At 71.9% G+C, this 21,083-nt stretch carries 25 protein-coding genes; 20 read left to right on the top strand and 5 right to left on the bottom strand.

What is annotated here, in order from left to right:
* The first annotated feature begins 58 nt into the window (after nt 1-58).
* From H2038_RS08020 to H2038_RS08010, 3 genes are read left to right on the top strand one after another with little or no spacing between them, the layout of a single operon-like run.
* A complete protein-coding gene (locus tag H2038_RS08020) occupies nt 59-544 on the top strand; it encodes a MerR family DNA-binding transcriptional regulator (RefSeq protein ID WP_092309511.1) in 486 nt (161 codons plus the stop codon).
* A 4-nt stretch (nt 545-548) separates the two neighbouring features.
* Complete coding sequence (locus H2038_RS08015) at nt 549-2,333, top strand: acyl-CoA dehydrogenase C-terminal domain-containing protein (protein WP_292111377.1); 1,785 nt, start codon at nt 549-551, stop codon at nt 2,331-2,333.
* Nucleotides 2,334-2,335: 2 nt separating this feature from the next.
* On the top strand, nt 2,336-3,499 hold the full coding sequence (locus H2038_RS08010) for an acyl-CoA dehydrogenase family protein (protein WP_292111375.1): 1,164 nt from the start codon (nt 2,336-2,338) through the stop codon (nt 3,497-3,499).
* Here H2038_RS08010 and H2038_RS08005 read toward each other — a convergent pair.
* The gene (locus tag H2038_RS08005; protein ID WP_292111372.1) at nt 3,496-4,026 is read right to left on the bottom strand and encodes a DUF4334 domain-containing protein; all 531 of its coding nucleotides are present in this window, start codon (nt 4,024-4,026) and stop codon (nt 3,496-3,498) included. The genes H2038_RS08010 and H2038_RS08005 overlap by 4 nt on opposite strands.
* Nucleotides 4,027-4,232: 206 nt before the next feature.
* On the opposite strand from H2038_RS08005, the gene H2038_RS08000 reads away from it, so the two are divergent.
* From H2038_RS08000 to H2038_RS07975, 6 genes are read left to right on the top strand one after another with little or no spacing between them, the layout of a single operon-like run.
* Nucleotides 4,233-5,645, top strand: coding sequence for a hypothetical protein (locus H2038_RS08000; RefSeq protein ID WP_292111370.1), 1,413 nt, complete (start codon nt 4,233-4,235; stop codon nt 5,643-5,645).
* Between the two features lie 9 nt (nt 5,646-5,654).
* The gene (locus H2038_RS07995) at nt 5,655-6,374 is read left to right on the top strand and encodes a 16S rRNA (uracil(1498)-N(3))-methyltransferase (RefSeq protein WP_292111367.1); all 720 of its coding nucleotides are present in this window, start codon (nt 5,655-5,657) and stop codon (nt 6,372-6,374) included.
* 45 nt (nt 6,375-6,419) lie between these two features.
* Complete coding sequence (locus tag H2038_RS07990) at nt 6,420-6,872, top strand: ion channel (protein WP_292111365.1); 453 nt, start codon at nt 6,420-6,422, stop codon at nt 6,870-6,872.
* A gap of 53 nt (nt 6,873-6,925) precedes the next feature.
* A complete protein-coding gene (locus H2038_RS07985; protein WP_292111363.1) occupies nt 6,926-8,287 on the top strand; it encodes a glutamate--cysteine ligase in 1,362 nt (453 codons plus the stop codon).
* A 49-nt stretch (nt 8,288-8,336) separates the two neighbouring features.
* Nucleotides 8,337-8,600: a type II toxin-antitoxin system ParD family antitoxin gene (locus tag H2038_RS07980; protein ID WP_292111361.1), complete on the top strand. Its 264-nt coding sequence runs from the start codon at nt 8,337-8,339 to the stop codon at nt 8,598-8,600.
* Nucleotides 8,600-8,890, top strand: a complete 291-nt coding sequence (locus tag H2038_RS07975) for a type II toxin-antitoxin system RelE/ParE family toxin (protein ID WP_292111358.1) — start codon at nt 8,600-8,602, stop codon at nt 8,888-8,890. Before H2038_RS07980 ends, H2038_RS07975 begins: the two co-directional genes overlap by 1 nt.
* Nucleotides 8,891-8,893: 3 nt before the next feature.
* Here the strand turns inward: H2038_RS07975 and H2038_RS07970 are convergent, their stop codons facing one another.
* Nucleotides 8,894-9,913, bottom strand: a complete 1,020-nt coding sequence (locus tag H2038_RS07970; RefSeq protein ID WP_292111356.1) for a histone deacetylase family protein — start codon at nt 9,911-9,913, stop codon at nt 8,894-8,896.
* 66 nt (nt 9,914-9,979) lie between these two features.
* Nucleotides 9,980-10,273 carry a hypothetical protein gene (locus H2038_RS07965; protein WP_292111353.1) on the bottom strand — a complete coding sequence of 98 codons (294 nt, stop codon included), beginning with the start codon at nt 10,271-10,273 and terminating at the stop codon, nt 9,980-9,982.
* 135 nt (nt 10,274-10,408) lie between these two features.
* On the opposite strand from H2038_RS07965, the gene H2038_RS07960 reads away from it, so the two are divergent.
* From H2038_RS07960 to H2038_RS07935, 6 genes are all read left to right on the top strand, one after another.
* Nucleotides 10,409-10,990 carry a TetR family transcriptional regulator gene (locus H2038_RS07960; RefSeq protein ID WP_292111350.1) on the top strand — a complete coding sequence of 194 codons (582 nt, stop codon included), beginning with the start codon at nt 10,409-10,411 and terminating at the stop codon, nt 10,988-10,990.
* 31 nt (nt 10,991-11,021) lie between these two features.
* Nucleotides 11,022-11,771 carry a DUF72 domain-containing protein gene (locus H2038_RS07955; protein WP_292111347.1) on the top strand — a complete coding sequence of 250 codons (750 nt, stop codon included), beginning with the start codon at nt 11,022-11,024 and terminating at the stop codon, nt 11,769-11,771.
* Between the two features lie 123 nt (nt 11,772-11,894).
* Complete coding sequence (locus H2038_RS07950; protein ID WP_292111344.1) at nt 11,895-12,449, top strand: hypothetical protein; 555 nt, start codon at nt 11,895-11,897, stop codon at nt 12,447-12,449.
* A gap of 68 nt (nt 12,450-12,517) precedes the next feature.
* Nucleotides 12,518-13,588: an NAD(P)-dependent alcohol dehydrogenase gene (locus H2038_RS07945; RefSeq protein WP_292111342.1), complete on the top strand. Its 1,071-nt coding sequence runs from the start codon at nt 12,518-12,520 to the stop codon at nt 13,586-13,588.
* 93 nt (nt 13,589-13,681) lie between these two features.
* Nucleotides 13,682-14,407 (top strand): acetoacetyl-CoA reductase, encoded by a 726-nt coding sequence (gene phbB / locus H2038_RS07940; protein WP_292111339.1) that lies wholly within the window; start codon nt 13,682-13,684, stop codon nt 14,405-14,407.
* Nucleotides 14,408-14,507: 100 nt separating this feature from the next.
* Complete coding sequence (locus H2038_RS07935; protein WP_292111336.1) at nt 14,508-15,248, top strand: DUF4908 domain-containing protein; 741 nt, start codon at nt 14,508-14,510, stop codon at nt 15,246-15,248.
* 7 nt (nt 15,249-15,255) lie between these two features.
* Here the strand turns inward: H2038_RS07935 and gloB are convergent, their stop codons facing one another.
* The gene (gene gloB / locus H2038_RS07930; protein ID WP_292111333.1) at nt 15,256-15,984 is read right to left on the bottom strand and encodes a hydroxyacylglutathione hydrolase; all 729 of its coding nucleotides are present in this window, start codon (nt 15,982-15,984) and stop codon (nt 15,256-15,258) included.
* Between the two features lie 45 nt (nt 15,985-16,029).
* Here gloB and H2038_RS07925 point away from each other — a divergent pair, with 45 nt between their 5' ends.
* From H2038_RS07925 to H2038_RS07905, 5 genes are all read left to right on the top strand, one after another.
* On the top strand, nt 16,030-16,788 hold the full coding sequence (locus tag H2038_RS07925) for a methyltransferase domain-containing protein (RefSeq protein WP_292111331.1): 759 nt from the start codon (nt 16,030-16,032) through the stop codon (nt 16,786-16,788).
* Between the two features lie 9 nt (nt 16,789-16,797).
* A complete protein-coding gene (locus H2038_RS07920; RefSeq protein ID WP_292111328.1) occupies nt 16,798-17,301 on the top strand; it encodes a histidine phosphatase family protein in 504 nt (167 codons plus the stop codon).
* Nucleotides 17,298-17,648, top strand: a complete 351-nt coding sequence (locus H2038_RS07915; protein ID WP_292111325.1) for a DUF952 domain-containing protein — start codon at nt 17,298-17,300, stop codon at nt 17,646-17,648. The genes H2038_RS07920 and H2038_RS07915 overlap by 4 nt, the downstream gene beginning before the upstream one ends.
* Nucleotides 17,639-18,676: a quinone-dependent dihydroorotate dehydrogenase gene (locus H2038_RS07910; RefSeq protein WP_292111322.1), complete on the top strand. Its 1,038-nt coding sequence runs from the start codon at nt 17,639-17,641 to the stop codon at nt 18,674-18,676. Before H2038_RS07915 ends, H2038_RS07910 begins: the two co-directional genes overlap by 10 nt.
* Before the next feature lie 64 nt (nt 18,677-18,740).
* Entirely contained in the window at nt 18,741-20,672 is a 1,932-nt protein-coding gene (locus H2038_RS07905) for an ATP-binding protein (protein ID WP_292111321.1), read from the top strand.
* Here the strand turns inward: H2038_RS07905 and vsr are convergent.
* The gene (gene vsr / locus H2038_RS07900) at nt 20,630-21,076 is read right to left on the bottom strand and encodes a very short patch repair endonuclease (RefSeq protein ID WP_292111319.1); all 447 of its coding nucleotides are present in this window, start codon (nt 21,074-21,076) and stop codon (nt 20,630-20,632) included. The two genes, H2038_RS07905 and vsr, sit on opposite strands and share 43 nt — an antisense overlap.
* Nucleotides 21,077-21,083: the final 7 nt, after the last annotated feature.

Raw genomic sequence — 21,083 nt, 5'->3', positions numbered from 1 at the left:
GCGCCCTCACCCGAACCTTCCCTTTACGTGCACGTAAAGTTCGGCTTATCTGGCGGCCATGGCGACCGCCGACGATCATCGCACCTATTCGATCCGCCAGCTGTGCCGCGAGTTCGGGGCGACGGCGCGGGCGCTGCGCTTCTACGAGGACAAGGGGCTGCTGACCCCGGCCCGCAAGGGCCAGACGCGGGTCTATGACGCCCGCGACCGCGCGCGGCTGAAGCTGATCCTGCGCGGCCGGCGCATCGGCTTCAGCCTGCAGGAGATCCAGGAGATGCTGGATCTGTACGACCGCAAGGATCACAACGCCCACCAGATGGCGGTGGCCCTGCGCCGCCACCGCGCCCAGATCGCGGCGCTGAAGCAGCAGCTGGAAGACATCGAAGGCGCCATCCAGACGGCCGAGGAGGCCTGCCAGTGGATGGAGCAGAAGCTGGGCGAGCACCGTCCCGACCTGCTGCCCGGCGCCGAGGAGTACGCCTCGCTGCTGCGCGAGCGCCTGAACCCCGACCACCATCACCAGCCCTTCAAAGCGAGAGCGTAGTCCCATGGCCTACAAGGCGCCTGTCCGAGACCTGACCTTCGTCCTCAACGAGGTGCTGGAGATCGACCGTTACGCCAACCAGCCCGGCTTCACCGACGTGTCGTCGGAACTGGTCGGTCAGATCCTCGAGGAGGGGGCGAAGTTCGCCGAGGAGGTCATCGCCCCGCTGAACCGGGTCGGCGACCAGGAGGGCTGCAAGTTCGACAATGGAAAGGTGACCGGTCCGACCGGCTGGAAGGAGGCCTACCAGCAGATGGTGGCCGCCGGCTGGCCGGGCCTGAGCTCGGATCCGGAGTTCGGCGGCCAGGGCATGCCGGCCATCGTGGGCATGGCCTTCGGCCAGTTCACCGCCGCCGCCTCGCCGGCCTTCTCGATGTACCCGGGCCTGACCCACGGCTGCTACGAGGCGCTGCACGCCAACGGCTCGGACGAGCAGAAGGCGACCTACCTGCCCAAGCTGGCCACCGGCGAATGGGGCGGGACCATGAACCTGACCGAGCCGCAGTGCGGCACCGACCTGGGCATGATCCGCACCAAGGCGGTCCCGAACGGCGACGGCAGCTATTCGATCACCGGCCAGAAGATCTGGATCTCGTCGGGCGAGCACGACTTCACCGACAACATCATCCACCTGGTGCTGGCCCGCATCGAGGGCGCGCCGGCGGGGATCAAGGGCATCAGCCTGTTCGTGGTGCCCAAGTTCTTCGTCAACGAGGACGGCTCGGCGGGCGCGCGCAACGAGGGCGTCCAGTGCGCGGGCCTCGAGCACAAGATGGGCATCCACGGCAACGCCACCTGCGTGATGTCCTACGAGAACGCGAAGGGCTGGCTGGTCGGGACCGAGAACAAGGGCATGGCGGCGATGTTCGTCATGATGAACGAGGCCCGCCTCGGCACCGGCCTGCAGGGGCTGGCCATCGGCACGGCGGCCTACCAGGCGGCGGCGGAGTTCGCCAGGGACCGGCTGCAGGGGCGGTCGCTGACCGGGCCGAAGAACCCGGACGGCCCGGCCGATCCGATCGTGGTGCACCCGGACGTGCGGCGCATGCTGCTGGAGGCGAAGGCCATCGTCGAGGGCGGCCAGGCCTTCATCCTGTGGACCGCGCTGCAGGCGGACCTGCAGCGGTCGAACGACGAGGCGACGGCCACCAAGGCGCGCGACTACATGGGGCTGATCACCCCGGTGCTGAAGGCCTATCTGACCGATCGCGGCTTCCACGCCGCCTCGCTGGCGATGCAGGTGCACGGCGGCTCCGGCTACACCGAGCACTTCCCGGCGTCGCAGTACCTGCGCGACGCGCGCATCACCATGATCTACGAGGGCACCAACGGCATCCAGGCGCTGGACCTCGTCGGCCGCAAGCTGCCGGCCAACGGCGGCCGGGCGATCATGACCTGGTTCGGCGAGATCGACGCCTTCGTGGCGGAGCATGGCGGCGAGGGCCCGCAGAAGCCCTTCATCGACGGCCTGGCCGACGCCAAGAAGAAGCTGCAGGAAGCCACCATGTGGCTGATGCAGAACGGCATGCAGAACCCGGACAACGCCGGGGCGGCGAGCACCGACTACCTGCACATCTTCGGCCTGACGGCCCTGGCCTATATGTGGGCGCAGATGGCGCTTGCGGCCCAGAAGGCGATCGACGGCGGCTCGGACGACCCGTTCTACGCGCACAAGATCGCCACCGGCCGCTATTTCGTCGAGCGCATGCTGCCCGACACGGGCGCGCATCTGGCCAAGCTGAAGACCGGCGCGGACGTGCTGATGACCCTGCCGGCGGAGGCGTTCTGAGCATGAACGTCCTCAACGCCCCCGACCCCGCCTTCATGCAGGAAGAGGAGATCACCCTCTTCTCCGACAGCGTCGGCAAGTGGATCGACGAGCACGCGCCGCCGGAGAAGGTGACGCAGTGGATCGCCGACAGCTCGGTGCCGCGCCAGCTGTGGAACGACGCCGGCGAGGCGGGGCTGCTGGGCATCTCCATGCCCGAGGCCGACGGCGGCATGGGCGGCGACTACCGGCACGAGGTGGTGCTGATGCGCCAGCTGGGCTGGAAGGGCGCGGACCACTTCGGCATCTCGCTGCACAATGCGATCGTCATGCCCTACATCTGGCACTACGGCACCGAGGAGCAGAAGGCGCGCTGGCTGCCGCGGCTGCAGTCGGGCGAACTGGTCGGCGCCATCGCCATGACCGAGCCGGGCGCCGGCTCGGACCTGCAGGGGGTCAAGACCACCGCCATCAAGACCGGCGGCCAGTATGTGGTGAACGGGTCCAAGACCTTCATCACCAACGGCCAGCTGGCCAACTTCATCATCGTGGTGGCCAAGACCGATCCGGCGGAAGGCGCCAAGGGCACCAGCCTGATCGTGGTCGAGACCGACGGGGCCGAGGGCTTCGAGCGGGGCCGCAACCTGCACAAGATCGGCATGGAGGCCAACGACACCTCCGAGCTGTTCTTCAACGACGTGAAGGTCCCGGGCGAGAACATCATCGGCGGCGGCGAGGGCCAGGGCTTCATCCAGCTGATGCAGCAGCTGCCGCAGGAGCGGCTGAACATCGCCGTGCAGGGCGTGGCCGCGGCCGAGCGCGGGCTGGAGCACACCCTGGCCTACGTCAAGGAGCGCAAGGCCTTCGGCAAGCGCATCCTCGACTTCCAGAACACCCAGTTCAAGCTGGCCGAGGTGAAGACCAAGCTGACGGTGGCCAAGGTCTTCGTCGACCACTGCATCGAGCGCCACCTGAAGGGCGAGCTGGACGCGGCGACCGCCTCGATGGCCAAGTACTGGGTGACGGACATCCAGGGCGAGACCATCGACGAGATGCTGCAGCTGCACGGCGGCTACGGCTACATGAACGAGTACCCGATCGCCCAGCTGTACAAGGACGCCCGGGTGCAGCGGATCTACGGCGGCACCAACGAGATCATGAAGCTGCTGATCGCGCGGACGCTCTAGCGCTCGCGGGTCAGCAGAAAGAAAAAGGGCTGCGGCGTCGGGCGCAGGTCCATCAGGCCCAGCACCCGGTCGGCGTCGATCTGGCGGAAGTGATCGATGATCGGCAGGTCGTCGTAGATCATCGCCGCCGACACCCGGCCGCGATGGGCCACGGATCGCAGTCGGGCCTTGGGCTTCCGGGTGCTGATCAACGGCCGGACGAGGCGGAACAGGCCGCGGGCGGCGTCGGTCCGGGCGATGCGCGGCAGGGCCAAGGCCAGGCCCAGAGGCAGGCGGGCCGGGTCGAGGGCCAGGACCTCGTTGTCGCGGCCAAACAGCAGCGGATCGACCCGGTCGGCGTCGATGAACCGCTTGCCGCGCCAGCCGTGGAAGGCCAGCAGGCCGTCCAGCGGGTGGCCCGTGGGCAGCTCCGAACCGCGCCAGGTCCCGATCATGACGTCGGGCGTCACGGCGGGCAGGGCGTCGAAGGCGTCCAGGGCCGCGGCCGTCGTCCGGCCCTCGTCGGCCCAGGTCTTCAGCCACGGCATCGCGGGCCTCCCGCAGTCATCCGGGGAAACCAACGCGGCGGCCGCCGGCCTGATCCGCCCTGCCGCCCGGGAGACGATCCGATCACGAACCAATAGCATCGTCCGCGCAACAGCGTTCCGGAAATCCGGCGCGCGTCGCGGCCTCGCGGTAGACGGTTAACGGTCAAGCTTTGCAGTCTGCCTCCGACATCGGGGGATGCTGTTTCATGAGTTCGTTAGGGGAAGCCGCCCTTGCGGCGGCGGCCGGCCTGCGTTCGACGCCGGTCGAGTTTCTGATCTTCGGACTGACGCTGGCAGGCGTCGCCGTCTTCCACCGGCGACCGCTGCTGGTCGCCCTGGCGGGGCTGGCGGCGACCGTCGGATTCAAGCTTCTGGTTTCGGGCTTCGCCCACGGAACCGGGGTGGACGGACTGCTCGCCCACGCGGCGCACGAGGCGGTGCTGCTCGGCAACCTGGCCCTGCTGCTGCTGGGCTTCGCCCTGCTGGCCAGCCAGTTCGAGCGCAGCAACATTCCCGAGGCCATGCCGCGCATCCTGCCGGACGGCTGGACCGGCGGCCTGGCCCTGCTGGGCCTGGTCTTCGTCATGTCGATCTTCCTCGACAACATCGCCGCCGCCGTCATCGGCGCGGTGGCCGCGCGCCATGTGTTCCACGGCAAGGTGGGCGTCGGCTATCTGGCCGCGATCGTGGCGGCGGCCAACGCGGGCGGCGCGGGCAGCGTGCTGGGCGACACGACCACCACCATGATGTGGATCAGCGGCGTCTCGCCGCTGGCGGTGGTGAAGGCCTTCGTCGCCGCGGGCGTCGCCCTGCTGATCTTCGGCCTGCCCGCCGCCCTGCAGCAGCAACGGCATGCGCCGATCCAGCGCCACGTCGCGCCCGACGCCCCGCGCATCGACCGGGTGCGGGCGGGCGTCGTCCTGTTCATCCTGCTGACCCTGCTGGCGGTGAATTTCGCCGGCAACGCCTGGTATCCGCAGCACCAGGACCGGGCGCCGTGGCTGGGCCTGAGCCTGTGGGCGGCCCTGGTCCTGACCGCGCCGGTCCGCATGCCGAAGCTGTCGGTGCTGGGCGGGGCGGCGAAGAGCGCCCTGTTCCTGACGGCGCTCGTGGCCACCGCCTCGCTGATGCCGGTCGACCGGCTGCCCGAGGCCGGCTGGCGCACGGCCCTGGGTCTCGGCGTGCTGTCCTCGGTGTTCGACAACATCCCGCTGACCGCGCTGGCGCTCAAGCAGGGCGGCTATGACTGGGGCGTGCTGGCCTTCGCCGTCGGCTTCGGCGGCTCGATGATGTGGTTCGGCTCGTCGGCCGGGGTGGCGGTGTCGGCGCAGTTTCCGGAGACCCGATCGGTGGTCGAATGGCTCCGGCGGGGCTGGTACGTCCCCCTCGCCTATGTCGCCGGTTTCGCGGTCATGCTGCACCTGACCGGCTGGACGCCGACGCCGACCCGGGCCGAGCAGGCCGGGGTCGCGCACGCCGCGCCGCCGGCGGTGCTGGACGAGGCCCTGCACCGGACGGGCGAGGCGTGGCGCGCCATGGTCCGCGATCTGGAGGAGAGGCTCGAGACGACCGCCGGCCGGCCGGCGGCGGGCCTATCCAGTCCGGAGTCGGCGCACTAGAATCGACGGGTGATCCGCCTCTACGTCCCCCAGCCCCTGTCCGCCGGCGCGGCGCTCGCGCCCACGCTCGAGCAGTCGCGCTACCTGACCCAGGTGATGCGCCTGAAGGCGGGCGATCCGCTGCTCGTCTTCAACGGGACCGACGGCGAGTGGCGCTGCGTCGTGGGCGAGGTGTTGAAGAAGGGGGTGGTGCTGCGGGCCGGGGAGCGGGTCCGCGAGCAGGTCACGCCGCCGGACGTGCACCTGCTGATCGCCCCGGTGAAGAAGTCGGCGCTGGAGTTCGCCGTGGAGAAGGCCACCGAGCTGGGGGCGTCGCGGATCGGCCTGGTGACCACGGCGCGGACGCAGCCGCAGCACCTGCGCATGGACCGGCTGGCGGCCATCGCCGAGGAAAGCGCAGAACAGACCGGGCGGCTGGACGTGCCGGCGGTGGAGGGGCCGCGGAAGCTGGCCGAGGTGCTGGACGGCTGGGACGGGCGGCGGCGGCTGATGTTCTGCGACGAGACCGGCGGCGAACCGGCGCTGAAGGCGCTGAGCGGGGCCGGCGAGGGCCCGTGGGCCATCCTGATCGGGCCGGAGGGCGGCTTTTCGCCGGAGGAGCGCGAGCGGCTGCGGAGCCTGCCGTTCACCACCGCCGTCTCCCTGGGCCCGCGGGTGCTGCGCGCCGACACGGCGGCGGCGACGGCGCTGACGCTGTGGCAGGCGGCGGTCGGCGACTGGGAACGCTGAGCGCCGGCGTCTTGTCCGTTCCCGCGATCCGGGCAAGATGGCCGCATGTTCAACGAGCTGGCCCTGTCGACGGTGCTCGCCCTGCTGGCGGTGGGCGTCCACGGCTTCGGCCTGCAGGGCCTCGGCCGGCTGCTGGAGATCTACGAGGCCCGGCGGGGCCCGGTTCCGATGGCCGATCCGTTGTGGCGGCACTCGCTGCTGACCATCGGCGTGGTGCTGGGCCTGTTCGTCATCCACGGGGTGGAGATCTGGCTTTACGCCGCCGTGTACCGGGTCATCGGCGCGGTGGAGACGCTGCGGGACGGGGTGTACTTCTCCAGCATCAGCTACGGCTCGATCGGCTACAGCGACGAGCTGATGGCCCCGCCGTGGCGGCTGCTGGGGGCCATCGAGGGCGTCGCCGGCGCGATCCTGCTGGGGTGGTCGGTGGCCTTCTTCGTCTCGGTCATGACGCCGTTCACGGTGCGCCGCCGTCGCCCGCGTCCGGACCCCTCTTGAGCAGCGAAGCGCGGCGGCCCATCTAGCCGCGACACGAGGGGTTACAGATCCGCATGGCCGAAGCCGAACCGCTTACCCGCGACGACCTGATCGGCGCCATGTCGAAGGGGATCAAGCCCCGGGAGCAATGGCGCATCGGCGCCGAGCACGAGAAATTCGGCTTCGACAAGTCGAGCCTCCGCCGGCCCGCCTATGAGGGCGAGAGCGGCATCCGCGCCATGCTGGAAGCGCTGCAGCGCTTCGGCTGGACGCCGGTGCGGGAAGGCGGGCACGTCATCGCCCTCGAGCGGCGGAACGACGAGGGGTTCACCGCCTCGATCAGCCTCGAACCGGGCGGCCAGTTCGAGCTGTCGGGGGCCCCGCTGAAGGACATCCACGGCATCTGCGACGAGACGGGGCGCCACCTGGTCGAGGTCAAGCAGGTCGCCGACCAGCTGGGGCTGGGCTTCCTCGGCCTCGGCTTCGACCCGATGTGGCGGCGCGAGGACGTGCCGGTCATGCCCAAGGGCCGCTACGACATCATGCGGGCCTACATGCCCAAGAAGGGCGCGCTGGGCCTCGACATGATGCTGCGCACCTGCACCATCCAGGCCAACCTCGACTTCGACAGCGAGGCGGACATGGTGCTGAAGTTCCGCACCTCGCTGGCGCTGCAGCCGGTCGCCACGGCCCTGTTCGCCAACAGTCCGTTCACGGAAGGCCGGCCGAACGGCTTCCTGACGGCGCGGGCCAATGTCTGGACCGACACCGATCCCGACCGCACCGGCATGCTGGACTTCGTGTTCGAGGACGGCTTCGGCTTCGAGCGCTACGCGGACTATGCGCTCGACACGCCGATGTATTTCGCCAAGCGCGGCGAGCGCTACGTCGACCTGTCGGGCCAGTCGTTCCGCGCCTTCATGGACGGCCGGCTGGACGCCCTGCCGGGCGAGCGGGCGACGAAGAAGGACTGGGCCGACCACCTGACCACCCTGTTCCCGGAGGTGCGGCTGAAGCAGTACCTCGAGATGCGCGGCGCCGACGGCGGACCGTGGAGCCGGATCTGCGCCCTGCCCGCCCTGTGGGCCGGGGTGCTGTACGACGCGCCGTCGCTGGCGGCGGCCTGGGACCTGGTCAAGGACTGGGACATCGCCGACCACGAGCGCCTGCGCCGCGACGTCACCCGGCTCGGGCTCAAGGCGGAGGTGGCCGGCCGCACGGTGCAGGACGTCGCCCGGGACCTGGTCGCCATCGCCCGGCAGGGGCTGAAGAACCGGGCCCGCTTCTCCGGCGGCATGGTCGACGAGCGCGGCTACCTGTCGGAGCTGGAGGACATCGCCGACAGCGGGATCACTCCCGCCGAGCGCCTGCTGGAGCTGTACCACGGCGACTGGCAGGGGGACGTGGAGCGGGTGTACCGCGACTTCGCCTACTGAGGGTTGGCCCCGCGTTGACAGGCGCCGGCGCGAGGCAGACCCTGTAGCCATGGCCGAGATCACCGTCTCCCTCCCGGAAGACCTGAACGCCTGGGTCGAGGCGCAGGTCCGCGCCGGCCGCTACCGGGACGCGGGCGAGGTGGTGCGCGACCTCCTCCGTCGCGAGCAGGTGAGGGCCGGGAAGATCGCCCACCTGGAGCGGCTGGTGGACGAGGCCCGGGCCAGCGGCGTCAGCGAGCGCAGCGTCGATGAAATCTTCGCCGAGGCTCGCGCGGAGGCCCTGACGCAGACCACGCACCCCGCCGCCGGCTGATGCGGGTTCGCCTGTCGGAGGCGGCCCGGGCGGACATCCGGGCGATCTACCGCGAAGGCGTCGAAAGGTTCGGTCCAAAGCAGGGCGATGTCTACGCGGACGGGCTGCGCGCCTCGATTCAGCGGCTCGGCCAATTTCCACGGTCGGCGCCCGTGCGCGCCGGGCTGCGCGCCTCGATCCGCATCCTGCCGTACAGAAGTCATATCGTCCTGTACGAACTGGACCCTGCGGGCGTGCATGTCCTGCGCATCCGCCACGGCCTTGAGGACTGGCTGGACTCCCTCCCCTGACCCTCAGAACCCCGAGAGGAAGCCTTCGACGTTGTCGGCGAGCTCGGCGACGGCGTAGCCGCCTTCCATGACGATCAGGGTCGGCCGGCCGAGGGCGGCGATGCGTTCGGCCAGGCGCGGGTAGTCGCCGGTGGCGATGCGGAAGTGGGAGATCGGGTCGCCCTCGAAGGTGTCCGCGCCGAAGGAGACCACCAGCAGCGACGGATCGAAGCGCGCGATCGCCTCCAGCGCCGTGTCGAGAGCGGCCGTGTAGCGATCGAGGGTCGCGCCGCGCGGCAGCGGCAGGTTGAGCGTGGCCCCCTCCCCCTCGCCGACGCCGCCCTCGTCGGCCTGGCCCCAGAAGAACGGATAGTCGCTGGCCGGATCGGCGTGGATGGAGGCGAAGAACACCGACCCGTCGTCGAGGAAGACGTCCTGGGTGCCGTTGCCGTGGTGGTAGTCGACGTCGAGGACGGCGACCCGGGCGTGGCCGGCGTCGCGCGCCGCCCGGGCGGCGACGGCGGCGTTGTTCAGGTAGCAGTAGCCGCCGAGGTAGTCGGCGCCGGCGTGGTGGCCGGGCGGCCGGCACAGGGCGAAGCTGGTGCGCTCGCGCCCGTCCAGCAGCGGCTGGAGGGCGGTGAGGGCGGTCTGGGCCGCCCACCAGGCGGCCTCCCAGGTCCCGGCGGTGACCGGGGTGCAGGCGTCGTACGAGAAGCGGCCGATCCGGGCGTCGATGCGGTCGAGGTTCAGCGACCGGCGGCCGATCACCGGCCAGGCGTAGCCGATGGCGTCGCCGGGGCGGCCGGCGGCCGTCCAGTCGGCGTGGGCGCGCTCGAGGAAGTCGAGGTATTCGGCCGTGTGGACCCGCAGGAGGGGCGCGCGGCCGAAGTCGCGGGCGGCTTCCCAGGGGCCGAGGCGCGCGGCGATGTTCGCCGCCCGGGCCGGCACGTCCGCGTGCGGCGCCCAGCCGCCGTTGTGGAACTCCTGCGCCGGCGCGTGGGCCAGCTGGCGCGGGTCGAAGACGCGGAACATCGATGCGGCCATGGAAGCCCTCCCCGCCGCAGCGCGCGGCCGGGGAGGGCTAGCACGGGTCGCGGGCGCTGCGGAGGGTCAGGCCGCCGCGGCGTTGCACTGGACCAGTTCGGCCTCCGTCAGGGCCATGCCGTCGCGCGAGAAGGCCGACACCGGACCGAAGCGGGCCGCGAAACGGCGGCATTCCCGCATCAGCGGCTGGGAGGCGCCGCCGCCGCGGCCGATGCAGCGGCCGGCGGGGTCGCACGACCAGTTGCGGCCGTCGAGGTTGGCCCGCACCTCGCGGGGCTCGACGAGGGTGGCGGCGGCGCCGGCCGCGGCCGGCGGGGCGGCGAGCAGGGCCGCGGCGAGGGAAAGGGAGGCGAGAAGCATGGCGCTTCCTCCGTTGAGGGTGGTCACGACGACCGGCTCCGTGTAGAAGTGACCGGTCGTGCACAAATGAGTGACCGCTCGGTCACTTTGAGTCAACAGGAAAGTGTCCGGTCGGACACTTGTGGAGTCGGATCGATGGCGGGCAAGGGCGAGGCGACGCGGGCGCGGCTGATCGACGAGGCCATGCGGCTGGTCGCCGTGCGCGGCCTCGCCGCCGTCAGCCTGGCCGACGTGGCCGCCGCGGCCGGCGTGTCGAAGAGCGCCGTGCTGAAGCACTTCCAGTCCAAGGAAGCGCTGCAGGCCGAGCTGGTCGAGGCCATGATCGAGCGCTTCACCGAGCGGGTGTGGCGGCCCGCCGAGGGACTGGCGCCCGGGCGGGAGCGGCTGGACCGGATCGCCGAGCTGGAGCTGGACTGGGTCGACGGCCAGGACCGGCCGGGCGGCTGCCCGCTGATGGCCGCCGCGGCCGAGCTGGACGACCAGCCGGGCCCGCTGCGCGACGTGCTGAAGGCCAGCCAGCTGCGCTGGGCCAGGGTCATCCGTCGCGAGTTCCGGACGCTGTATCCGGACCTCGACGAGGCGGCGCTCGACGCCAGGGTGTTCCAGTACAAGGGGATGGTGCTGTCCTACAGCCACTCGAAGCGGCTGCTGGACGACGCGACCGCCCGCGCCCACGCCCGGGCGGCCTACCGCGCCCTTGTCCCCGCCGCCGGCTGAGAGCACATCGGTCTCCGCACAGGAGGGCGAGATGACAGGCACGATCCGCGTCGGCGTCGGCGGCTGGACCTACGAGCCGTGGCGCGGGGTCTTCTATCCCGAGAAGTGGAGCCAGAAGCGCGAGCTGGAGTACGCCAGCCGCAAGCTGACCTCGATCGAGATCAACGGCACCTACTATTCGACCTTCAAGCCGGACAGCTGGATGAAGTGGCGCGACGAGACGCCGGAGGGGTTCGTCTTTTCGGTCAAGGCCAGCCGCTATTGCACCAACCGCAAGGTGCTGTCGGACATGGGCGAGTCGATGGGGCGGTTCCTCGACCAGGGGCTGACGGCGCTGGGGGACAAGCTGGGCCCGATCAACTGGCAGTTCATGGGGACCAAGAAGTTCGATCCCGAGGATTTCGAAGGCTTCCTCAGGCTGCTGCCGAAGGAGAAGGACGGGCTGCGCCTGCGCCATGCGCTGGAGGTGCGGCACCCGAGCTTCGACACCCAGCAGTTCTACGACCTGGCGGCGAAGTACGGCGTCGCCATCGTCTACGCCGAGGACGAGGAGGCGCCGGAGTGGCCGCGCATCGACCAGCCGACGGCGGACTTCACCTACGCCCGGCTGATGTCCAGCCGCGAGGACGAGCCGACCGGCATGACGTCGGCGGAGCTGGACGCGATCGCGGCCCGGGCCCGCGCGTGGGCCGGGCGCGGGGACGTGTTCGCCTACTTCATCTCCGGCGCGAAGGTGCGGAACCCCGCCGCCGCCATGGCGCTGATCGACCGGCTGGGCTGAGGGCGGCGCTTGCCCCGCCGGCGGCCGCGCCGCGGGCGGTCGTCCGGCCATTACGCCGAATTAAGCCGCCCCGGGCCGGACGGCTTGCTAGCCATCTTCACTGCAGCGGAGGAGGAGGCGGGCGTGCCCGGGGAGAACGACACAATCGATCGACTGCAGAAGCAGGTCGGACGACTTCAGATCACGACGCTCGCTCTGGCCGCCGGACTCGCGGTGGTGCTGGTCGGGGGCGCAGCGCGCGATCCCGTCCAGGACGAGGTCAAGGCGCGGCGGATCGCCCTCGTCGACGGGCGCGGGGTGGAGCGGGTGGTGATCGGCACGGATGCGGGGCGGCAGCACGGCCAGTCGGCGGCCCTGTGGATCTATGATGAGACCGGCGTGGAGCGCGGCGGGCTGGGCACGTTCGAGAACGGCCAGGCCTCGCTGGCGCTGGATGCGCCGGCCGGGGTCGGCGCGCCCATGCGGGACCGCCTGGGGCTGGTGGTGAGCCGCACCGGAGCCGCGTCGATCCGGCTGAACAACAACGACACGGGCGTGCCGGTGCGCCTCGTCACCGACGCCGAGGGCGGGGGCGGCCTGGAGCTGATCGCCTTCGACCATGCGGAACGCAAGGCGCGCATCCGGCGGCTGACCTACGAAGGTGAGACCACCCGGGAGATCCCCATGGGCGGCGGCTGAGCCCGCGGGCTTGCGCGGCGGGAAGCCGAGCCTAGCTTAGGCCCCCTTCCCCGCCGCCGGAGCCTTCCATGCCCATCGCCACCCGCGCCTTCGCCGCCGTCGCCGCCGACCAGCCGCTGGAGCCCTGGCGGTTCGACCGGCGCGACCCGGGTCCGGACGATGTGGCGATCGAGATCCGCTACTGCGGCGTCTGCCACTCGGACCTGCACGTGGCGAAGAACCAGCTGGGCGGCACGCGCTATCCGATCGTGCCCGGCCATGAGATCGCCGGGGTGGTGACGGCGGTGGGCTCCGGCGTCACCCGCTTCAAGGTCGGCGACCGGGTCGGGGTCGGCTGCATGGTGGACAGCTGCCGCACCTGCCCCGCCTGCGTGGCGGGCGAGGAGCAGTACTGCGAGCCGGGCATGATCCAGACCTACGGCTCGCGCAACGCGAAAGGCGCCGAGGTCGGGCAGACCATCACCCAGGGCGGCTACTCGGACCGCATCACCGTCGATCAGAATTATGTGCTGCGCATCCCCGACGCCCTGCCGCTGGACGCCGCCGCGCCGCTGCTGTGCGCCGGCATCACCACCTGGAGCCCGCTGCGCCACTGGAAGGTGGGTCCGGGCTCGAAGGTGGCGGTGATCGGCCTGGGCGGCCTCGGCCACATGGCGGTCAAGCTGGCCGCCGCCCTGGGCGCCGAGGTGACGGTGCTGTCGACCTCGGACCGGAAGAAGGCCGACGCCGAGCGGATGGGGGCGAAGCACTTCCTGATCAACTCGGACAAGGCGGCCATGCAGGCCGCGGCGGAAAAGTTCGACCTGATCATCAACACGGTCTCGGCCACCCACGAGATCGCCAGCCATATCAACCTGCTGGCGCGCGACGGGACCATGGTCATGCTGGGCCTGACCACCGAGGGGATGCCGGTCTACGCCATGCCCCTGCTGTGGCGGCGGCGCAGCGTGGCGGGCAGCCTGATCGGCGGCATCCGGGAGACGCAGGAGATGCTCGACTTCTGCGCCGAGCATGGCATCGCCTGCGATATCGAGGTGATCGCGCCGGAGCAGATCAACGAGGCGTACGAGCGGATGGAACGGTCGGACGTGCGCTACCGCTTCGTCCTCGACATGGCCCGTCTGGCGCCGGCGGCGTAACGACGCTTTCCGCGCAACGTCCGGCAAGCTAAAGCGTATTCCCACGGCAGGCGGCCCACGGAGAGGCCGCCGCTCAGGGACAGGAATACGCACATGGCACGCGTCGCACTCGTGACGGGCGGCACCCGCGGCATCGGCAAGGCGATCGCCCAGCGGCTGAAGGAAGACGGGATGGCGGTCGCCGCCGGCTTCTCCGGCAACGAGGCCGCCGCCCGCGCCACCGCCGAGGAACTGGGCGTGATGGTGGTCAAGGGCAACGTCGGCAGCTTCGAGGACTGCCAGCGCGCCGTGGCCGAGGTGGAGGCGGCGCTGGGGCCGATCGACGTCCTGATCAACAACGCGGGCATCACCCGCGACGGCTTCTTCCACAAGATGACCGCCGACCAGTGGTCGGACGTGATCCGGGTGAACATGGACAGCGTGTTCAACATGACCCGCCAGGTCATCAACGGCATGCGCGACCGGGGATGGGGGCGGATCGTCAACATCAGCTCGATCAACGGCCAGAAGGGCCAGATCGGCCAGACCAACTACTCGGCCGCCAAGGCGGGGATGATCGGCTTCACCAAGGCCCTCGCGCTGGAGAACGCGCGCAAGGGGGTCACGGTGAATTGTATCGCGCCCGGCTACATCGACACCGAGATGGTGGGCGCCATGGACGAGAAGGTCCTGGCCGGAATCATCGCCCAGATCCCGGTCGGAAGACTCGGAAAAGGCGAGGAAATCGCCGATATGGTGTCGTGGCTGGCCGGCGAACGTGCCGGATATGTCACAGGCTGCACCCTGTCGCTGAACGGCGGTCAGTATCTGGTCGGGTGATCCGGCCCCTGCCCAAAATCCGCCGCGCCGCGATTGCACCAAGGCGGCCATGGAGTTGACGGCGAAGGCGAGGCCGGCGTGGACGCCGCTTTCGGCCGCGATGGCGATCGCCCTCGCGGCGTCGGCTCTTTCGCTCGCCTCCACGGCGGGCGCCAGCGCCCAGGAACGCGCCAACGCCCAGGCCGAACAGAGCCGCGCCCTCCGCCTCCAGCCGCGGCCCAGCAGCGCCCTTCCGCCGCCGGGGCGCTACGTCGCCGACACGGGCGACGCCTTCACCCTCGACCGGTCCGGCAACCACTCGCTGCTCAGGTTCGAGCGCAGCGAGGAGACCTGGGTCCTGCGCCCGAGCCCGGCGCCGCGCGGCGACGTGATCTATCGCAATGACGCCGGTCAGCAGGTGCTGCGGGTGACCCCGAACGGGGGCATCACCGTCTACACCGGACGGGCGCCCGGCGGGGCTCCGGCCTCGTTCGCGGGGCCCGGCCAGAACCTGACCCCGCCGGTGCTCGGACCGTTCCGCCTGTGGAGCCTGATGGCGCGCCGCAGCGCCATGCTCAGCGAAGCGGTCGGACGACTGGTCGAGATCAACGTCGACACCGGCGGCGACGCCGAGGCCCTGACGGTCGAGGCCCTGATCCTGTCGACCGACGCCGTGGCCCGGATCTCCCGCTCGCCCGGCGGACGGGAGGCGCTGAACCAGCTCCGCCGCATCGTCATCGTGGAGGGCGGCGCCGCCTCGGTGACCTACGCCCGGGGCGAACTGCGCGTCGTCGTGGCGCCCTCCCAGGGCGTCGCCGGACGGCCGTCTTCGGCCCGGGTGATCCGGGCCTTCCTGCAGTAGCAGACCGTCAGCCCCGGAAGCCGTCCTTGGCCGCCCGCAGGGCGGCGAAGGCGGCCGCATCGGGCGCGCGCAGGAAGGGGTTGAAGGCCTTCTCTGCCCCGATGGTCGTGGGAACGGTGGACTCCCCACGCTCGCGCAGAGCGAAGATCCCGGCCGCCCGCGCCTCCATCTCCGGACGGTCGTCGACGCTGAGCGCGAAGCGGGCGTTGGAGGCGGTGTATTCGTGGGCGCACCAGATCACCGTCTCGTCGGGCCAGGCGGCCAGGGCGCGCAGGCTGGACCACATCTGGTCCGGCGCGCCCTCGAACAGGCGCCCGCAGCCCATCACGAACAGCACGTCCCCGACGAAGGCCTGGGCGTCTTCCGGCGAGCGGTAGACGATGTGACCCAGGGTGTGGCCGGGCGTGTCAGTCACCTCGAAGGCGGTCTCGCCCAGCCGCACGCGATCCCCGCCCCGCACCACGCGGTCCAGCGGCGCCGCCCGGCGGACCTCCTCGGGACCGACGATCTCGCATCCGGTCGCGGCCTTCAGGGCGGCGTTGCCCTGGGTGTGGTCGGGGTGCCAGTGGGTGTTCAGGACCAGGTCGAGCCGCCCCCAGCCGGCGCGCTCCAGCCCGGCGAGGATGGCGTCGGCGTCGGGCGCGTCAACGGCCGCCACCGAGCCGCTGCCGGCGTCGCGCAACAGCAGGCCGTAGTTGTCCGACAGGCAGGGGAACAGGCGCACGTCGAGGGGCATGGGGCCATTCTGGCAGCGGCGCCCCGACGGGTCTATGCTGGCGGCATGCGGCGCAGCATCGAGGAGCTTCGCGACTTCTACGGCGAGCCGACCGGCGCGCTGGCCCGACGCCTGCTGGCGCGGCGGCTGGAGGACGCCTGGGGCGAGGCGACGAACTGCGACGTGCTGGGCCTCGGCTATGCGACGCCGTGGCTGGACGCCTTCGTCGGGGCGCGGCGGGTGGTCGCCGCCATGCCGGGCGGCCAGGGGGTGGAGCCGTGGCCGGCGTCAGGCAAGAACCGGACGCTGCTGGTGGACGACCGCCGACTGCCGTTCGCCGCCGGCGCCTTCGACCGGGTGCTGCTGGTGCATGCGCTGGAGGAGGCGGACGACGCCCGGGCCCTGATGCTCGAGGCGGTGCGGGCCCTGGCCCCGGCGGGGCGGATGATCCTCGTCGCGGCGGCGCGCGGCGGCCTGTGGGCGCGGGCGGAAAGCACGCCCTTCGGCCATGGGCGGCCGTTCACCCGGCGCCAGCTCGAGCGGCTGGTGCGCGAGGCGGGGCTGGAGCCGGTCGCCTGGTCGCAGACCCTGTACGTGCCGCCGTGGCCGCCCCTTCTGCCGCTGGCGGACGGGCTGGAGCAGGTGGGGCGGCGCATCCTGCCCGGGACGGCCGGGGTGATCCTTCTGGAGGCGACCCGCCAGGCCTATGCGCGGATCCGTCCGGGCGGGGCCGTCGCCCCCGCCGCCGCCCTCGCGCCGGCCCTTCAGCCGCAGCCGGCGGGTCGCAGCCATCGCGGTCTGGCGGGAACCTCCGAACGGCCCTAAAGGGCGGCCATGCAGCGACTGATCCTGATGCGCCACGCCGAGGCCGAGCGGACGGGCGGCGCCGGCGGCGACCGCACCCGGCCGCTGTCGGCCCGCGGCCGGATCGACGCCGCCCTGATGGGCCGGACCCTGGCGGCGCGGGGGCTGCGTCCGGATCTGGCGCTGGTCTCGCCCGCCACCCGCACCCGCCAGACCTGGGACCTGGTCCATGACGCGCTGGGCGACGTGCAGGTCCGAGACGACGAGGCGCTGTACAACGGCTCGGCGGAGACCCTGCGGCGGCTGGTCGAGGCCGCCGAGGAGGAGGCCGGGTGCCTGCTGGTGCTGGCGCACAATCCGGGCGTCCACCTGCTGGCGCTGGAGTATCTCGGCGAGGGCGCGGCCTCGCCGGCGCTCATGGACCGGATGAGCGGCGGCTTCGCGCCGGGCGCGGCGGCGATCTTCTCGGTCGACCCCGCCGGACGCCCGCTGTTCGAGGGACTGCTGCAGCCGCGGGAGCTGGAAGCCCGGTGAGCGACGTGGCCTGGAAGCTGGTCGACGCCGCCGAGTGGGCGGCCGCCGGTCCCGCCTGGGACGGCTCGGAGGTGGATCGCGCCGACGGCTACATCCACATGTCGATGGCGGACCAGCTGGCCGAAACGGCGGCGCGCCACTACCGCGGCCGGAGCGGGCTGCGTCTGCTGGAGGTCGATCTGGCGAGCCTCGGGGACCGGCTGGTCCGGGAGCCGTCGCGGGGCGGGGCCCTGTTCCCCCACCTGTACGGGCCGCTGCCGCGCACGGCCGTGCGCTCCGAGCGCGGGCTCGCCGTCGATGCGGCGGGGGTGATGCGGTTCGAGGACGGAGCGGTCGGATGGCCCTGAGCGATCTCGGCGCGGGGCTGCTGCGCCGGCTGGACCCCGAGACCGCCCACGGCCTGGCCCTGCGCGCCCTGCAGCTGGCCCCCCTGCCCGCCCCGCCGCCGGACGATCCGGTGCTGCGCGCCCGCGTCGGGCCGCTGGAGCTGCCGAACCCGATCGGCCTGGCCGCCGGCCTCGACAAGAACGGGGAGGCGCTGCACGGGCTGGCGCGGCTGGGGTTCGGCTTCGTCGAGTGCGGCTCGGTCACGCCGCGGCCGCAGCCGGGCAATCCCCGCCCCCGCCTGTTCCGGCTGGCGGAGGACCGGGCGGTGATCAACCGCATGGGGTTCAACAATGCGGGGCTGGAGGCGTTCGCCGCCCGCCTCGAGCGGCGGCCGCGGACCGTGACGGTCGGCGCCAACCTCGGCGCCAACAAGGACACGGAGGACAAGGCGGCGGACTATGTGGCCGGCCTGCTGCGGCTCAAGGGGCTGGCCGACTATCTCACGGTCAACGTCTCGTCCCCCAACACGCCCGGCCTGCGCGCCCTGCAGGGGCGGGCGGCGCTGGACGACCTGCTGGGCCGGCTGGCCGAGGCGCGCGGCGAGGACCGGACGCCGGTGTTCCTGAAGATCGCCCCGGATCTGGACGCGGCGGAGATCGGCATGATCGTCGAGGCGGTGATCGACCACGGGCTCGACGGGCTGATCGTCTCGAACACCACCCTGGACCGACCCGCCGGTCTCCGCTCGCCGCACCGCGAGGAGGCCGGCGGCCTGTCCGGAGCGCCGCTCAGGGACAGGGCGCGCGCGGCGCTGACCGCGGCGGCGGAGGCGGCCGCCGGGCGGCTGCCGCTGATCGCCGTCGGCGGGATCGATTCCGGCGAGGAAGCCTGGCGGCGCATCCGCGCCGGGGCCTCGGCGGTCCAGCTGTATTCCGCTCTCGTGTACCAGGGGCCGGGGCTGGTGGCGCGGATCAAGCGCGACCTCGCGGCGCGGGTGCGGGACGAGGGTTTCGCGTCCGTGGCGGAGGCGGTCGGAAGCGCCCGTTGACGGAGCGTTAGGGCAAGACCGGGATAGTCGCGGCGGGGGCCGCTGGCCAATTCCGGGGAGCCGCATGGCGATCGCTACGGCCGCGACGACTGACCAGACGCCGGACCCTTGGACCGGCGCCATCCATCAGCGGCGCAAGGCGCTGCTGCAGCGTCTCGGCATGGCGGCGGCGAGCGCCCTGGTGTTCAGCCCGGTGGTCGGCTGGGAGCTGAGCTTCGTCTGGTTTGTCGGCTACCTCCTGATCCAGGCGCTCGACCTGTGGGTCTTCGCACCGATCAACGGACGGCGGGCGACGCGCCTGCGGGGGCTTCGCGCCCTGGCCGGCGACGCCCTCCTGGTCGCCAACGCCGGCTATTTCGGCAGCCTGTCGCTGCCGCTCTGGCTGGTGGGCGGACCGCTGGCGGGCATCTGCGCCACCCTGCTGCTGTCCGCGGGCGCCATCTATTCGATGATCAATGCGCCGCGCTCGAAGCGGGTGCTGGTGCTGACCGTCGTCCCCCAATTCCTCTACCTCGCCACCGTGCCGGTGTTCATGGCCATGTTCGGCGCCGGCACCGGACTGGTCACGGCCGCCGCGGTGGCCGTCGGGGTGTTCGTCACCTACTGCCTGTCGACGTGGCAGCGGATGAACGAGGCCCGCATCGCCGAGACGGCCGCGCGGCTGGAAGCCGAGCGCAAGCGTCAGGACGCCGAGCGCATCATGGAGGGCCGCAGCGCCTTCCTCGCCGCCGTCGGCCACGACCTGCGCACGCCCATCAGCGCCATCCTGACCGGCTCCGTCGAGCTGGAGCGGGCGGCGGCCGACGGCGGCTCCCGCGCCCAGGCCCGCCTGATCAGCGACGCCGGCTTCATGATGAAGGCCCTGCTGGACGACCTGCTGGACCACGCCAAGCTGGAAGCCGGCCACATGACCGTGGACAGCGTCGATTTCGACCTCCGCGACCTGCTCAACCAGACGGTGCGGCTGTGGCGCGGTCCCGCCCGCGCCAAGGGGCTGAAGCTGCGCGTCGAGGGCGCGGCGTCGATTCCGGCCGCCGTCCGCGGCGATCCGATGCGGCTGCGTCAGGTGCTGAACAACCTGATCTCGAACGCCATGAAGTTCACCCCGCAGGGCTCGATCACCCTGCGGCTGCGGTCCTGGCCGGAGGAGCCGGCCGGCCACGCCCTGCTGATCGACGTCATCGACACCGGGCCCGGCATGACGCACGAGCAGATGGGGCGCCTGTTCACGCCCTTCGACCAGATCGCCGACGGGATCAGCGCCCGGCACGGCGGCACCGGCCTCGGCCTCGCCATCAGCCGCCAGCTGGCCGAGCTGATGGGCGGACGGCTGACCGCCCGCAGCCGGCCCGGCGAGGGGGCCCAGTTCACTCTCGCCCTGCGGGTCGAGCCGGGCGAGGATTCCCTCTCCTCGCCGCCGACGCTGGAGCAGCAGGGCCGGGAGGCGGTGGCCCGCGCGCTGGTCGGGCCGGCGAAGCCGGACGCCTCGGCCCCGCCGGCGGAGTCCCCGGTCATCGCCGCGACCGCGGCCGCACCGGCGCCGGAGCCCGCCCCGGCGGAGGCGGAGGAGGCGGACGACGGGCGTCCCATGCGGGTGCTGGTGGTGGACGACCACGACATCAACCGGCGCGCCATCCAGCTGATCCTGCAGCCGCTCGGCTGCGACATCTCCACCGCCGCCGACGGCATGGCGGCGCTGAAGATCTGCGAGGCGACCCCGTTCGACCTGATCTTCATGGACGTGCGGATGCCGGAGCTGGACGGGCGCGAGACCACCCGCCGCATCCGCGCCGGCAGCGGACCCAACGCCCGCGTGCCGGTGATCGCCGTGACCGCCGACACGGCGCCCGAGGACATCGCCGCCTGCACGGCGGCGGGCATGACCTATTTCGTGCCCAAGCCGATCACCCCGCAGATGCTGCTGGGGGCGATCAACCACGTGATGACCATGGCTCAGCCCGGGGACGCGGCGGAGATGGAGACGGCGGTCGCCTGATCCTCGAGCGCCGCGACCAGCCGGTCGGCCAGGTCCGGCCGGCGCAGGCCGCATTCCCAGACGGTGATCACCCGCCAGCCCTGCGCCTGCAGCTGCGCCGCAGCCCCCGCGTCGCGGGCCGCATTGCGGGCGATCTTGGCGGTCCAGTAGGCGGCGTTGGCCCTCGGGACCCGCGCGCCCCGGGGGCAGTCGTGGCCGTGCCAGAAGCAGCCGTGGACGAAGACGGCGACCCGCCGTCCCTTCATGACCAGGTCCGGACGCCCCGGCAGGCCGGCGCCGCCGAGCCGGTAACCGACTCCGGCGGCCCGGAAGAGGCGGCGCACGATCAGCTCCGGCCCCGTGTCGCGACCCTTCACCCGGCGCATCACGGCGCTGCGCTGCGCCGGGGTGAAGACGTCGGTCATGCCGGCC

Origin of the sequence: Brevundimonas sp., assembly GCF_013912005.1 — a bacterium.
GTDB lineage: Bacteria > Pseudomonadota > Alphaproteobacteria > Caulobacterales > Caulobacteraceae > Brevundimonas.
The sequence above is the reverse complement of the archived record's forward strand: the minus strand, read 5'-3'. Positions and strand labels throughout refer to the sequence as shown.